Genomic DNA, 15,013 nt, shown 5'->3' with positions numbered 1-15,013 from the left:
TCCCCCTTGCTAAGAAGCTAAGATTCTTTCTTCTGAAATATGCAAATACATTTCTCCGCTCGCATCATCGATCTCAACTTCGAATTTGGGAACACAACCCGTATCCGGGGCTTGAACTAGTCCGTTGTGCAGATCTATTTTCCAATCGTGCAGGGGACAAAATACATGATGATCACAAACAATACCCTCGGAAAGCTTACCCGCTTTATGCGGGCACCGATTCTCGATCGCTTTGATGACACCATCTGAAAGCTTAAACACGGCAATTTCCAAATCACCAATACGTACAACACGCGATCTCTTTACTGCAATTTCTGAAATGTGGCCAATGTGAACCTTTTTCATATCCATCATCCCTTCTATTTCATAATCGACGCTGCCGATTGCTCTTCCATAGGTGAAAATGTTTGGCGAAGTGTCCCCTCTTCAATAATTTCTTTCCATGGATCTTTCAATAGGGACAATGCTTTATTAATGCGGGTGTTGAAAGCAGCACGATCTTCACTAGACGCAAGTGTTGTCTTAATTGTCTCAAGACCTACACGCTCCAACCATTCCGCTGTACGCTCATTGTATTTCCCTGTTTCCCGGTAGTATTGCAAGTAAGCGCCTGACCATTCTAGCACTTCTTCTTCCGTCTTTACTTTGCATAAAAGATCTGTGCCACGCAGCTTCGTTCCGCCATTGCCGCCAACATGGAGTTCCCAGCCGCCATCAATGGCGACTACCCCGAAGTCTTTGATCGTTGCCTCCGCACAGTTACGCGGGCAACCAGAGACAGCCATTTTCACCTTAGCTGGCGTATTTAACCGTTCGAACTTCTTCTCAAGCTGAATGCCCATGCCGATCGCATCTTGCGTACCAAAGCGGCAGAACGTAGAACCCACGCATGTTTTCACCGTACGAAGCGATTTACCATAGGCGTAGCCTGAAGGCATATCGAGATCAGCCCACATACCAGGCAAGTCTTCTTTCTTCACTCCGAGCAAATCGATACGTTGTCCGCCTGTTACTTTAACGAGGGGAACTTCATATTTCTCAGCGATTTCCGCAATTTTCTTTAAGTCTTTCGGTGTCGTTACGCCGCCGTACATGCGCGGTACGACTGAGTACGTGCCATCTTTCTGAATGTTGGCATGATTACGTTCGTTCACAAAGCGTGACTCTCTTTCGTCCTCGTGCTCTTCTGGCCACACCATACCCAAATAGTAATTCAATGCGGGACGACACTTGGAACACCCTTCTGTATTGGACCATTCGAGAACGTTCATTACTTCTTTGGTCGTCGAAAGTTGCATGGTACGGATCGCTTCAACAACTTCGTCTCGCCCTAGCGTTGTACAACCGCAAATACCTTCCTTCACGGTTTTCACACCGTCCGCTCCAAGGACATACGTAAGCACATCGGCTACTAGTGGCTTACACCCTCCGCAAGAAGCAGAAGCTTTCGTACAGGCTTTGATGTCATTCACACTGGAGCAGCCTTTCTCTTGAATCGCTTGAACAATGGCTCCTTTGGAAACGCCATTACATCCGCATACGATTTCATCTGCACTCATATCAGCAACCAGATCCACACCAGACTTCGTCTTGCCTCCGCCATCGCCAAGGAGTACTGTCTTTTCCTTCCCTGTTACATCCTCGCCGTTACGAATCATAGCGAACAGTCTCGATCCATCACTGATATCACCGAACAAGACGGCTCCTATAACTTTCCCATCGCGAATGACAACTTTCTTATAAATGCCCTCAAAATCATCCTGTACACGAACTGCACGTGTACCCGGCTTATCTGCATACTCACCTGCGGAGAATACATCAACACCAGAAACTTTGAGCTTCGTAGAAACGACTGACCCTTGATAGCCTTCCGTATTAACACCTGCTAATCGCTTCGCAAGAACAGCTCCTTGTTCATATAACGGCGCCACTAGACCGTATGCAACACCTCGATGTTCCGTACATTCCCCAATGGAGTAAACATGTGGGGCATTTGTCTCAAGGAAATCATTGACAACAATGCCTCGATTGATCTCGATTCCGCTGTTCTTCGCAAGAGCCATATTAGGTCTAATCCCAACAGCCATGACGATTAAATCAGCATCGACCTCTGAACCATCCGTAAATCGAAGGCCTGTTACCCGCTTCTTGCCTAAAATGGTTTCACTATTTTTCTTCAGGAGGAACTTCATCCCTTGTTGTTCTAATTCTTGTTGCAGCATTGAGGATGCGGTTCTGTCGAGTTGTAGATTCATTAAATATTCGTTGATATGCACGACAGAAACTTCCATGTTCAGGTTCAGCAATCCGCGTGCAGCTTCGAGCCCGAGAAGACCGCCGCCAATAACTACGGCTTTTCTGTATTTCTTGGCCGTTTCCATCATCGTCTCGCAATCCGCTATGTCTCGAAATGCAATCACACCTTCTTTGTCTGCACCTGGCAACGGCAACATGAAAGGCAGTGATCCCGTTGCCAGAATGAGTTCATCGTAGGAGACAGTAATGCCAAGATCTGTACTCACAATCTTGCGTTCCGTATCTATCTTGTTAACGGTGTGACCCGTATGCAAGGTAATGTTGTTGTCCTTATACCAAGACCAGTCGTTAATCACAATATCTTTCATATCCGCGTCTCCAGCCAATACAGATGACAGCAGAATCCGGTTATAGTTTGGATGCGGTTCTTTTCCAAAGATCGTAATTTCGTAGGAGTTAGGCGCAAGTTTTAGCAATTGCTCGATACAATTAACACCAGCCATACCATTTCCAACTAAAACTATTTTTTTCTTCATCCTATTCACACTCCCACTTGATTTAAACTAACATTTTAAGTCATGTTACATATCCCAATCACTCGATCAGCAATATAGAAAAACGGATGTAAATTTATCTAACACATTCTTCTTGTTATTAATATACGCTGTATCATCGTATTTTTCAACAAAAATTTGCCATTTTATTGTGATTTTGTACATGATTATTTTAAATTCCGAACGTTTAATCTAAATATTTAAAATATTGTACGCTTTTTCATGCATTGTTTGCGTTTTCACAAGTGATCACACCCTCTTCTTTTTTGCAAGGAGTTACGATAAGTAGTTCATTCATGTTAAGTTAACTAACAAAAATGTATCTATCCCCGTCTATCCTCGCATGAACTATTTTAAATCAATCATTAGTTATTTGTTTTTTTGATGGCATCCTATTTATTTTTCATTGTCCAAAAAGAAAAAACGCCATTCCATGTTAGATTTAACATGAAAAATTTTTAAATTATTTATAAATATATGAAAAACTATAAGAAAAGGTTATTTGTCACGGATTTAACGTTAGTTTATATTACATGTATACCTAGTATGAAATTTATGGAATGAGGAGGATGCTTTATGATCCAAACGCGGCGTTACTCGACATTGGATACAGATGATTTATGGAGAATTCATTTATTAGTTATCTCTGAGGCGAACGTAGAACCAACGCACCAACATTACCATGATATTTTGCATATACCTGAACAGTATTTGAAGGATGGCGGCGAATTTCTGGTGGGCACAGGTCCTGACGGAAATGTATTGGCCATGGGTGGCTTGAAGATCCTAGACGAAGGCAAAGCCGAAATTAAACGTCTTCGTGTTCATCCTAGTCACCAGAAGAAGGGATATGGGCAACAGCTTCTAACTCAATTAGAAAATAAGGCCAGAGAACTGGGTATCAACCATTTGATTCTCGATACCCTTTCTAATCAACTCGGCGCTCAAAAGTTATTTATGAATAATGGTTATCAACAGAAGGGTCCAGCTACAATTGATGGTTTCCACGTCTTTCTATATGAGAAGGAACTTGTGTAATTAGACAAACAAAAAGGTCGGCACGTTGTCGTTGAAGACAAAGTGCCAACCTCTATTGAAATGTTCGACGGTTAGATAGAAACTGATAAATTATCGTAGCGATACATGACGAATGTAAATGGTGCTGGTCGCGTAACTACATAATCACCTTGTTGTGTCGATTTCCACGTTACTTGATGCTGTCTTTGAGGAACAAACACTTCATCTTTGACATCCATTCTCAGTAGCTCAGTGACGTTTACTTCGCCACTCACACCCCAAAGCTTCATAACGGCAGTGTCGGATTCGTGCAGCTCGCGGAAGATGATGAAATAGCCGTGCGTGGGACTACAAATACTTTGCAAACCTGTCCAACCAGCTCCCGATGGCTCATCACCAATTGGTAAAACTTGTCCAGCTACGATTTCAGCATGATATGGCTTTACCGCCTGAATCATTGTTGTAAGAGAACCCATTTGCTTCTTCGTTAATCCCGTTAGTTCCATCCATGCTAATGGATTCGAGAAAGCCGCCGCTGCAAAAGCATAGACTTGCCCACACGCATCTGGAGCTAAAGGATCTTCCGCATAGTTATTCGTGTTGCGATCAACATTTAAGAATTCCATTTGCAGCCTCGACGATGGTAAATACGGAGCAAGCATCCATAAATTGCGAAGCGTCCAATGAGGATAATAATTGCTCCAATCCGTGTAACGATTTTCAAGAAAGATGCTGCCATATTGCGTTTGCCCAAAGTAACCTAATCTCTTCTGCGCTGTTGTATCAATATTGAAATCAACTTGCCCATTGGTCGCTTTCTGAACGAATCGCATCATATTCAGCAAACGAACCTCTCCCAGTTTTGAGCGTATTTCAATGCCATCTAACTTGAATGTTCGAATATTGTATTTCCTATGAAGAAGCAGTAAAGTCGCAACGTCCTTTTCCCAGTTTATAAAGTCACGGACGGAGTCCGGGGAAAACCACAAACCCAAGGCTACCCCAAGTTCAGCGGCAAGCGAAACGATCGGTGTGAGACCGTCTGGGAACCTTTCCGGATGAACCTCCCAGAAATCGCCATCACCGCTGTAATAATCGCTCCACAGTCCGCCATCCGACTTCGTCGCTGCATCAACAGAATTTACCGTCGCACCCTTCTGCCAACCATCGTCAATTTGAAGAATGCTCAACCCCAGCGCTGCTGCCGCAACTAATTCTTTGCGTATAAACGCCTCGCTAATGGCGCCATCTTTGGAGCGATCTCCCCATGTGTTACTCATTATGAAGCTATCCCTATCCGCAACGTGCGCACGAAGACTGCGATGATAGGTCTTGAGTAAGTCATAACCCCCAAGCGTTGTCCCATCATATACACCGACGGTTACACCATATGTAGTCATTTCTACGTTATGGCGCAAATCCGCTTCGCTGACCCCCGTTCCTAGCAGACTCAAACTCTTCCCGTGAAATTGAAATTCCATGCGAGAGTTACCGTAGATCCCCAATTCTGTCGGCCCTTCTTTTATGATTAATAAGCCGCGCTCCTGAAGTGTTTTCGTAAGGAACAGGAGATTTCCGCGCAAGTTCCGCTTCTCTCTTACATAAATTAAACCTGTCTCCTGACTCACAAGGTTGTTATTCGTATCCGTCTGATCAAGAAATTGAACCGATGTCCATCGGCAATGCAGATCTCGAAGTAATATACGTTCACAATAATCAGACAATACAGTGTAATTATGCTTATTATTCGAATCTAATTGTAATGAAGCAGGGGAAAGTGTTCGATTTGTTTTAAAATCATCTTCGGTCCATACGAGGTTCGGTTCTTTGTCGATCAGGCTAACTTTGCTTCTAAAATGATGAACTGGCATCACGGTTAACTCATGTCGAATAAACGGTGCATCTGAATAGATCTTCAATGTGAACCGATACATCGTGGAGATCGCTTCAAGGTGAATGTCTACATTCGTTTGTAGATATGGCTGAGAAATGCCGTAATCATTCGCAACGAGTGACGAAATGAATATAGCATGCGGCTGCTGTTCATACGACAACCCTGAAAGTTGAAACATTGGGGAATCCGATTGCGGCGCAAGCCATTCTTCACCTTTGTTTTTATCGAAAATGGAGACATTAACCGCATGGCCACTGGCGAATGACCAGGACCTTTCTATTCTGCTGTTCCCCACTCGAAGCGAAGTCCCTTCAACGCGCACATAACAATCCAACCATTCCTTAAGGGACATATCTTCCGCAACCTCCAATATGGTAATATATTATTTATTACGCACATTATACATCCTTGTAAGAAGAGGTAAAATAGTAACATTTTGATGATTGGTGGTAAAATATTGTGCATAAATCCTATGGTTTTAGATACACAGATAAGGATAGTGAGAATCGTCATCTTCTCAAGCTCCTATCGATTGGACACAGCTCGGTCGCGGACGAGAACTACCAATGGAACGGACTCAAGCGAGGCGGGCAAGGGGTCATTGTTCAATGGTCCATACAAGGAGCAGGCAAACTTCGCATGGGAAAAGAACATTACACCGTTCCGAAGGGCCATGCGTTCATGGTTTCTATCCCGTCCGATCATGAATACGCATTTGATGCGACACTTTGTGACCAATGGGAGTTTATTTGGATACGTTTCGGGGGGTTTAAGGAAGAATGGCTGCGACAAGATTTGCTTCAGATGGTGGGACCTGTTTTCGAACTTTCTCCTGACTCCTTGCCTATTCAGCTACTTTGGCGATTGTATTCCGATACTGCAGCAAACCAATTGAATGATCGTTTCGATCTGTCACTTCGCATATATGAATGGATGCTTTCACTACAACGCTGTTTATTAGAAGGAAACGCCCCAACTCGTTCAGAGATCCCCTCCCCCTACAAGCGTGTTGTCACTTACATTCAAGACCATATTGCCGAAGATCTCACCTTGGATCGGTTAGCAGAAGCTGCACAGCTAGATAAATATTATTTGTGCAAAATGTTCCCCCACTACTTCCGCATAACCCCGATGGACTATGTCCGAAACCGGCGTATCGAGAAAGCAGCCGAGCTGCTGCGCAATCATGAGCTGTCCATCACGAATGTTGCTTCACTTTGCGGCTATACCAGCTTGAGCTACTTCGGAAAGGTTTTTCATAAAATGACGGGTTTATCCCCCCTTGCGTTCCGATTATCCGAAGTTAGTGAGAGTGAGGACTATTTACGTTTCTTGGAGTAACAAGGTGCGATTGCAATAAGGCCCGTTTCGGCCGCTAAAGTCAGGCATCTCCTCGCGCGGCGAGCAATAAGGCCCTTTTCGGGCCTTATTGCGACCGCAGGCTCGCGCTTCGCGCTGCCTCGGGCACTTTAGCGCCCATTTCGGCCGCTAATGTCAGGCACCGCTGCACGCGGCGAGCGATAAGGCCCTTTTCGGGCCTTATTGCGACCGCAGGCCTGCGCTTCGCGCTGCCTCGGGCACTTTAGCGCCCTTTTCGGCCGCTAAAGTCAGGCACAGAAGTCAAGACCAGGCAAATTCGCGATCAAGTTGCGTTTTTACATAGCAATGTTCACCAATTTGAAATATCTGTCTTTATATTTTTATTGTCAAAAGGTGTAGAATAATGTAATACGTTTTTTCTATGCGAAGGAGGATATGTCACATGTCACAGACATCAACTGTTCAAGAAATACCTGTTCCGATTGCAGCTGAACCCAAATCTTTAGACGTACTCGACCAATTATTGAAACCAGAGGTGCAAGAATCTCTAACGATCCTGGTGGATAATCTCCCTAAACTTGCCGAAATGGTTAACATGCTTACCAAAGCATACGATTTCGCACAAAATGTGGCGACTGATAAAGTACTTATTAATGATTTTGCTCAAGGTATTGGCGAATTCGTAAAACCAGTACAAGAAAAAGCAAAAAACATCGCTTCGGCTGCCATTGAAGCTGGTGAGCGTTCGCAAGCTGACGTTAGCACAACCATCGGTCTATTCGGAATGTTAAAAATGCTGAAAGACCCTGAAGTACAGAAAACGCTTCGATTTGCACAAGCATTCTTGAACGTACTCGCTGAACGAAAAAATTAATCCGGACAAGGGATGGTAACGATGGCTAAACAAATACTAATTCTTGGCGGCGGGTACGGTGGTCTCTTGACTGCATTAACCGCTCGCAAACATTTATCTGCTTCTGAAGCAAACATTACGATCATTAATAAATTCTCTACGCACCAAATCATTACCGAATTGCATCGATTAGCAGGCGGTACGATTAAAGAGCAGGCTGTTGCGCTTCCCCTACAGAAGCTGCTAGGCGACAAAAATGTCAATATCATTGTTGACACAATTCAAGAAATTAAACCTAATGAAAAACAAGTCCTTACAAGCAGTGGAGCGGTACATAAATACGATGCGCTTGTAGTCGCACTTGGCAGTGAAACGAATTATTTCGGTATTCCTGGGTTGGAAGCGAACAGTTTAATTCTGAAATCCGCTTCTGACGCTAACCGAATTCGCGCACACGTTGAAGCTCGTTTGGACGCTTACAAAGCTTCCGGCAATAAAGCCGATGCAACTATCGTGGTTGGTGGCGGTGGTTTAACAGGTGTTGAGCTTGTTGGTGAATTCGCAGATAAACTTCCTGAAGTATGCCGCGCCAAAGGTATTGATTTTGGTGATATCTCCATCTACTGCGTGGAAGCAGGACTTTCCATTCTTCCTGTGTTCCCACCAGTACTCATCGAGCGTGCAGTGTCCAGCCTTGAGAAACGTGGCGTTACCTTCTTGACTGGCGTTGCAATCACGGAAGCTACGAGCAATACAGTTTCATTGAAAAGCGGACAAACGATTGAAGCAAGTACGATTATTTGGACAGGCGGCGTTAAAGGCAACCAGGTAGTCGGCAGCTGTGGCATCGCTGAAGATCGCGGCCGTGCTACGGTAACTTCAACATTGCAATCCACATCACACGCAGATATCTTCTTAGCGGGTGATTGCGCAGTTGTCTTCCCTGAAGGCAGCGAAAGACCATATCCCCCTACTGCACAACTTGCTTGGCAAATGGGTGAAACGGTTGGTTACAACTTGTCCGTACAACTTAAAGGCGGCGTAATGGACAAATTCGTGCCTGTATTCTCAGGAACACTAGGCAGTCTTGGCCGTAAAGATGGCATCGGTACAATCGGCGGTAAGAACACACAATTAAAGGGCTTACCCGCTACACTAATGAAAGAAGCAAGTAACGTTCGTTATCTTTCGCACATTCACGGACTATTTGCTTTAGCGTATTAAAAAATAGAGATGCCTCTCAACCGATTAGGTTGACGAGGCATCTTTTTTCTCTATTTCATTACGATTGACTGTGATACAACTCAATCATAAATTCAGTTTTAGCTGCTTCTTTCTGCAAGAGATCATGGGTTTGATTCTCAGTCATACCTCTGAATTTGCCCCAAATCAGATTGCGGCACAGATTGTGCGGAAACGCCAAATCAAGATACAACAGCTTCATTTCATGCTTAGATAAAGGGTTCATTTGCAGATATGCACGCATCACTGTAACAAATGCACGATGATTCCAAGTTTTCGACTTTTTGATCATCGCATATAACAATCGATTCACGTCCCTAGAAGGCAAATCAAATCGAACAAACTCCCAATCAATGATATAAACATCCCCAGATGGATCCATCAAAATATTTTGCATATGAAAATCATGATGGCTAAGAACGACTTGTGCATGAACTTCCCCGCCGGCTGTGTAACAGGCATTTATATGCTCTTTTACGTATTCACCCGTCCTCATATAAAAATCAATATAGGTTAGCACCGCTTTGCGCCAAGGCTCCTCTACGTCTTCCTGCTTAGATTTCCAACTGCCCAGAAAATGAAGAGCTTCATCATACTCTTGTACCCACTTCGCACCACCAAATCGAAGTATTCCATGGGAAGAATAAAACACTTTAGACAACTCGTGCATTCTTCCTAGTATTTCAGCTAACTTAACGGCCTTTTCTACGCTGACCAATGGGTATGAATGGGCACAAATCCATTCTTGGAGAACGTACAAGTGACCTGTATATGCCACATATTTCTTATTCTCTTTTGTCTGATAAACCATTGGAATGTGAATGCCGCGGTTCCTAAGAAAGTCTTCCGTTTCCAGCATAAATTGTAATCGGCGCGTATCCATATGCATTCTTTTTAACACAAAGCTGCCTTGGGTGGCCGTGATTTTCAAGACATAGGAACGTGAAGTGTCACGGATAGTTTCAACCTGTTTGATCGACAAACCGTATGTGTCCGCAATTTCTGCGAGAAGTTCATTCTCCATCTATACCACACTCTCAATATAGTAGTTCTAGATAGTTTATGTCCCTTGTCCAGAAAGGCATGGTATGAAAGCGGAGCAAGCTTTGCCCGATTGAATACTAATAGAAACGCCAAAAAAGCAGACGCCGCGGCGTCCGCTACCAGCAAAATGCGAGGTGCTACAGTCCTCGCAAGCACGGTTGACTTGAGGGCACCATAGAAATCCATCCGTTGTACTTAGTATCTCTGGTTATTACGTTCCGTTGCTGCAGTCGTCCCTCGCTCCTTCAATTTAAACAACTGGTTCATGGGTATCCTCTTCACTTGTCACATTATTCTTGGGTTTATCCCGCATATAAAACAAAGCAAGTAAGATCAGAGGAATACCGATGCAAAAAATAAGATCAAACAACGAATAATACTTCTCCAGAATGAGATTATACTCTGTAATATTAGGTGTTCCTGCTATGGTTCCCACCAGTAATAGCATGCTCAAAGGAATTGTCAGCATATGACTTTCTTTCAACTGAAACAGTTCTGCCATACCAGAAGTTAGCGAGAAAAAGATAAGCAGCGTCTTGAAGAACACTGATATGAACCATAAAAAGGCCATAACCGCCTCTAACCTCTCTAGAAAATGTCCAATCGTGATTTTCTGAGCGAGTACGAAGGTAGGATAATATTTCGTCTCCATTAAATTGGGTCCTAATACAAGCAAGCACAGCATTACGATAATAAACAAAATGGCACCGCCAATCGCGTAACCAGTTAAGATGGGTTTGGTTAGCGAAGCAGAACCAGTAACATTGGGTACTAGCATAAGAAGGACAACCATTTCTGAAAATGCTGTTGCAAACGCCATGAATGCTCCCCGCCAGATCTCTCCCATTCCTCCTGCTGCTATGGGGCGCAAATTTGAAAATTCCACTTGTGGCAGCAGTAACACGACGAGAATAAGGAACAAAAGGATAAAGACAGGAAACAACAGCTCGCTCATTCGGGCAAAAGCTTCAACACCATACTTATATGCGATGATGATAACCAAGATAAAGACAACGATGATCGCATTAATGGGTGTTTCTGGCATCAATTGCGTTGTCATAAACTGACTCATCTCACTTAACAAGGTTAGCGAACACATGTAGAATTCAAATAAAAATAGAAGGATGATTATACTACCAACCCAGACACCTAAATGTAGTCTAATTAAATTAAAAAGTCGCCGCCTGCGAAGCTTGTTCGCAACAGCAGCAAAGATACCCCCAGTTACGAACCCAAGAAAGAGAGCCAATACTACAGACAACCAAGCATCTTGTTTCGCAGATTTCGCAAGAATTGTCGGCATAATGAGAATTGAATCTCCAACAACACCAAGAATGATCAAGATCGTAAATTGGCGTACAGAAATGGTAGCATTGTCAAATGTACTCATTGGACCTCCTCAATCCTGCAGTCAGCCTGAAACTAAATCATCCAACCAATCATCCATTCAACGATTTTGAATGGGTTTGGTAAAACAACCTCTAGGGTTAGTAAGACATACGAACCACTTGCTAGCAACAGGAACATTGTGAAAATGATAAATTCGCGTTTATGATTTTGCCGCAATAGTTTTGGCGCTTCTAGCCAGAACGTACCCACAGCTAGTGCAAGAACAGTAAGTACAGACGCCATTTACGAACAAGTCCTCTCTCCATGCTTATTTCATGGTTGAATTACCAATTGTGCCTGTTTTTCTAATATAAAATTCTATCTTGTAATTGACTTTTGTTTGAAGAAACATGTCTTCATTCCAAGTATCTTTCACTTCTTTCCAATATGTAGGCTCATCCTTGCCAAGTTGGTTACCAAAACCGATGAAATCCGATTTCATTGCCATTGCACGTGAAACGACTGCTTCCACATGGGATAGGATGATTTGCTTGGATTCTACTTCCAAACGTTTGATAGCTTGAGGATCCGTTAAATCGATATCTCTGCATTGTCTGCCGACAATATTCGCTTCCGTTCGTATGGATACATCCATACGAGGCTTCCCATTCTGCACACTCCCTTTCAACTTAGCATCCGATGATGTAACTTCAATTGCCATATATTTCTGTTCACCGCAGGCAACTTCGATAGAAGTGCTATCTAAATTGTTGGTTATATCTGTATACCCTTTACTTTCCTGCTCATCCAGCCAGCCAATTAATTTATCTTCTTTGAACGCTGCGATGCCCGTATAGCGATATCGACTAGGCGGCTGAAAATATTCCACGTTCGTTTTCGTGTCTCCAATTCTCGTATCACCGATTATTTTGATACCTGTTAGCGCGAGTTCGAAACCTTGGCCAGATAGCTTATTCAACGTTTCATCTAATGTCATCGCGACAGTCGGAGCCCATGACTTTTGTGAGGTCTGTAAGGATTGCTGCATGCTATAACTCGACAATTTCTCAACAGGTGTAAATAATTTCAAAATATTCTCTGCATAGGTTCCTCTTGCGACTACGAGATTGAAATCCATTCGTAATTCATTATCACGGACTGAATTATCTAGGAAATCTTTAATGCCTCGTTTCGCCAATTCCTCTCCAATGACATACAGTTGCAAGTGACCCATGTAGACTTTCCGAGGCGCTTCCGCTGTTAATGATCTCGCTGCCTCGAATAGCGTTTTCCCTCTCCCTTGATACAGGGTACTCGGAGGGCGATCCCCACCTTTTCGCTGCGCGGATATTTCGCTTGGATTAACGACTTGGAAGGACACCACATACTCGCCATCCTTCCAATCTACGCCAACACCAAGAACAATTAGCAACTCATTCAATTCACGTCGGCTCCAGCAGCCAGACAGCATAAGAAGGCAAAGAATTCCTATGGTTAGCTTATATTTCATCCTAATTACGCCTCCTTACTACGGCTTTCGTATTCGATCACTGCCTTCATTGAGTGATGTCTCAGGATGTTTAAACGTAAGCCATCGCGGTAAACGAAGTAATGTATCCTCTAAATCTGCCTTACGGTATGGTGATAATGGAGACATAAAAGGCTCTCCGAAAGAACGAAGAGCACACAAATGGAGTAATAACACAAACATCCCCATGGCAATACCGAATAATCCAAAACTTGCCGCCGCCCCCATAAAAACAAACCGAAGTAGACGCACTGGAATAGACATGCTGTACGCGGGTAACGTAAAGGTTGAAATCGCCGTTACGGATACGACAATAACCATAGCTGCCGAGACGATTCCTGCTTCTACCGCAGCTTGTCCGATAACAAGCGTGCCAACAACAGATACGGCTTGTCCAATAGCACGAGGCATGCGGAGACCCGCTTCTCGCAGTATTTCGAAGGTCACTTCCATGACTAGCGCTTCAACAAAAGCCGGCAATGGTACCCCTTCGCGTTGAGCGGCTAGGCCAATTAACAGCGAGGCCGGCAGCATATCGCGATGGAAAGTCGTAATTGCTATATAAATGGATGGCAACAACAAAGAAATGAATACAGTACTGAATCGAAGTAATCGAAGAAGACTCGCATAGTAGGCGCGTTGATAATAATCCTCTGCTGATTGAAAAAAAGTAACGAGTTGCGTAGGTACTAGCAATATGTTGGGTGTACCATCTACGAGAATCGCCACTTTTCCTTCTAATAATTGCGCAGCCGTGGTATCTGGGAGCTCCGAATTATATATAGTTGGAAATAGCGAAAATTTATTATCCTCGATCAATTCCTCGATATACCCGCTATCCAGAATGCTATCAATATCAATTGCCCTTAATTTAGACCGAACGAGATCGATGACGGACGGCTTGGCTATTCCATTCAAATACATAATCGTTACGTCAGTTTTCGTTATTCGACCAATGGAAATTGTCTCGAGCCACAGTCTAGGATCTTTTATTTTACGTCTAATTAATGCCGTATTGGTGCGAAGCGTCTCGGTAAAGCTTTCCCTCGGACCTCGTACAGACGTCTGGTTGGTGGATTCAGTTACATCACGGCCTTTCCATTGACGAATGTCTGCGCGATAGGCGTGATTCTGCCCATTGAATAAAATTATGGCCTCACCTGAGAGTAAATTTTCATACAGAGTTGGCATATCTGCTACGGTTTGAATACAGCCCAAGCCTGTTAACAATTCTTTGGCAAGTGTCTCAGTATCCCTCTTGTCTCTATGTGGTTCATTAGGGACATCCCTTATCATCATATTTAAAACATCAAAAATATACGTATTAATAGCCACAGTATCAGAAAGTCCATCGATATAAACAACTGCGGCTGCTATTATCAAAGTGCCATCATCTTGTATCTCTCGAATAACGACATCATCACTTCCGCCTAAATCCATGATGATACGCTCTAGGTTTAATTCAACACTCGGGTCAATAGGAATCAATGCATCACCAGGCATGATGTGAATCCCTCCTTATTCTCATCCATTCCCCATTATGACCATTTGAATAAAGAGATAAACCGTGATGGCCAATTACGCCATTTCTCGTTCGAAACAACAAAAAAGCCGTTACCAAAAGGCAACGACTAGAATTACATAGTAGAATAAGAACATATCTCGTAAAGTTCGCATTTCACACATAACTCTGAATATACTCAAGTAGCAACTCAAAACCGAGAGAGATGGCGATCAACATGATGATGACGTTGACTTCCGATGGAGATCTATTTACAGCAGCGCTATCTCAAACAACGGTATCCGTGTGGCAAACAGATGAGAACGGCGTGTACTGTGAAGTTGACCGCGGAATCATTGAAGAATTCACCCGAACTTCTATTAGAATGAGCACGATTTCTGATGAAATTGCCTTTTATTTCCGCGATGATGGAACTGTGTTTCGAGCAGAAACCTAGCACGATTTCTAATTAATG

13 protein-coding genes are annotated in these 15,013 nt (G+C 43.5%); 5 read left to right on the top strand and 8 right to left on the bottom strand.

Features of this window, described 5'->3' with window-relative positions:
• Positions 1-9: 9 nt before the first annotated feature.
• Positions 10-345 (bottom strand): nitrite reductase small subunit NirD, encoded by a 336-nt coding sequence (gene nirD / locus A8708_RS22485; RefSeq protein WP_068667532.1) that lies wholly within the window; start codon positions 343-345, stop codon positions 10-12.
• Between the two features lie 14 nt (positions 346-359).
• Positions 360-2,792, bottom strand: coding sequence for a nitrite reductase large subunit NirB (nirB, locus tag A8708_RS22480; RefSeq protein ID WP_068667531.1), 2,433 nt, complete (start codon positions 2,790-2,792; stop codon positions 360-362).
• 594 nt (positions 2,793-3,386) lie between these two features.
• On the opposite strand from nirB, the gene A8708_RS22475 reads away from it, so the two are divergent.
• Complete coding sequence (locus A8708_RS22475) at positions 3,387-3,848, top strand: GNAT family N-acetyltransferase (RefSeq protein ID WP_082927703.1); 462 nt, start codon at positions 3,387-3,389, stop codon at positions 3,846-3,848.
• A gap of 71 nt (positions 3,849-3,919) precedes the next feature.
• On the opposite strand, the gene A8708_RS22470 is transcribed toward A8708_RS22475, so the two are convergent.
• Positions 3,920-6,073, bottom strand: coding sequence for an alpha-galactosidase (locus A8708_RS22470; protein ID WP_068667530.1), 2,154 nt, complete (start codon positions 6,071-6,073; stop codon positions 3,920-3,922).
• Between the two features lie 107 nt (positions 6,074-6,180).
• Between A8708_RS22470 and A8708_RS22465 the strand changes: the two genes are divergently transcribed.
• From A8708_RS22465 to A8708_RS22455, 3 genes are all read left to right on the top strand, one after another.
• Positions 6,181-7,062: a helix-turn-helix transcriptional regulator gene (locus A8708_RS22465; RefSeq protein WP_068667529.1), complete on the top strand. Its 882-nt coding sequence runs from the start codon at positions 6,181-6,183 to the stop codon at positions 7,060-7,062.
• A gap of 421 nt (positions 7,063-7,483) precedes the next feature.
• Positions 7,484-7,915 (top strand): DUF1641 domain-containing protein, encoded by a 432-nt coding sequence (locus tag A8708_RS22460; RefSeq protein WP_068667528.1) that lies wholly within the window; start codon positions 7,484-7,486, stop codon positions 7,913-7,915.
• Between the two features lie 21 nt (positions 7,916-7,936).
• Complete coding sequence (locus A8708_RS22455) at positions 7,937-9,118, top strand: NAD(P)/FAD-dependent oxidoreductase (protein WP_068667527.1); 1,182 nt, start codon at positions 7,937-7,939, stop codon at positions 9,116-9,118.
• Between the two features lie 58 nt (positions 9,119-9,176).
• Here the strand turns inward: A8708_RS22455 and A8708_RS22450 are convergent, their stop codons facing one another.
• The 5 genes from A8708_RS22450 to A8708_RS22430 all read right to left on the bottom strand — a co-directional run bounded on the left by A8708_RS22450 (position 9,177) and on the right by A8708_RS22430 (position 14,540).
• A complete protein-coding gene (locus A8708_RS22450) occupies positions 9,177-10,160 on the bottom strand; it encodes a phosphotransferase (protein WP_068667526.1) in 984 nt (327 codons plus the stop codon).
• Positions 10,161-10,430: 270 nt separating this feature from the next.
• A complete protein-coding gene (locus tag A8708_RS22445) occupies positions 10,431-11,570 on the bottom strand; it encodes a GerAB/ArcD/ProY family transporter (protein WP_068667525.1) in 1,140 nt (379 codons plus the stop codon).
• A gap of 32 nt (positions 11,571-11,602) precedes the next feature.
• On the bottom strand, positions 11,603-11,812 hold the full coding sequence (locus tag A8708_RS22440) for a hypothetical protein (protein WP_068667524.1): 210 nt from the start codon (positions 11,810-11,812) through the stop codon (positions 11,603-11,605).
• 25 nt (positions 11,813-11,837) lie between these two features.
• Complete coding sequence (locus tag A8708_RS22435; protein WP_068667523.1) at positions 11,838-13,019, bottom strand: Ger(x)C family spore germination protein; 1,182 nt, start codon at positions 13,017-13,019, stop codon at positions 11,838-11,840.
• A gap of 18 nt (positions 13,020-13,037) precedes the next feature.
• Positions 13,038-14,540 (bottom strand): spore germination protein, encoded by a 1,503-nt coding sequence (locus A8708_RS22430; RefSeq protein WP_068667522.1) that lies wholly within the window; start codon positions 14,538-14,540, stop codon positions 13,038-13,040.
• A 236-nt stretch (positions 14,541-14,776) separates the two neighbouring features.
• Between A8708_RS22430 and A8708_RS22425 the strand changes: the two genes are divergently transcribed.
• On the top strand, positions 14,777-14,995 hold the full coding sequence (locus A8708_RS22425; protein ID WP_082927702.1) for a hypothetical protein: 219 nt from the start codon (positions 14,777-14,779) through the stop codon (positions 14,993-14,995).
• The last annotated feature ends 18 nt before the right edge of the window (positions 14,996-15,013 follow it).

The sequence above is a fragment of the Paenibacillus oryzisoli genome, from assembly GCF_001653565.1.
In the GTDB taxonomy this organism is placed as follows: Bacteria; Bacillota; Bacilli; order Paenibacillales; family NBRC-103111; genus Paenibacillus_E; species Paenibacillus_E oryzisoli.
The sequence above is the reverse complement of the archived record's forward strand: the minus strand, read 5'-3'. Positions and strand labels throughout refer to the sequence as shown.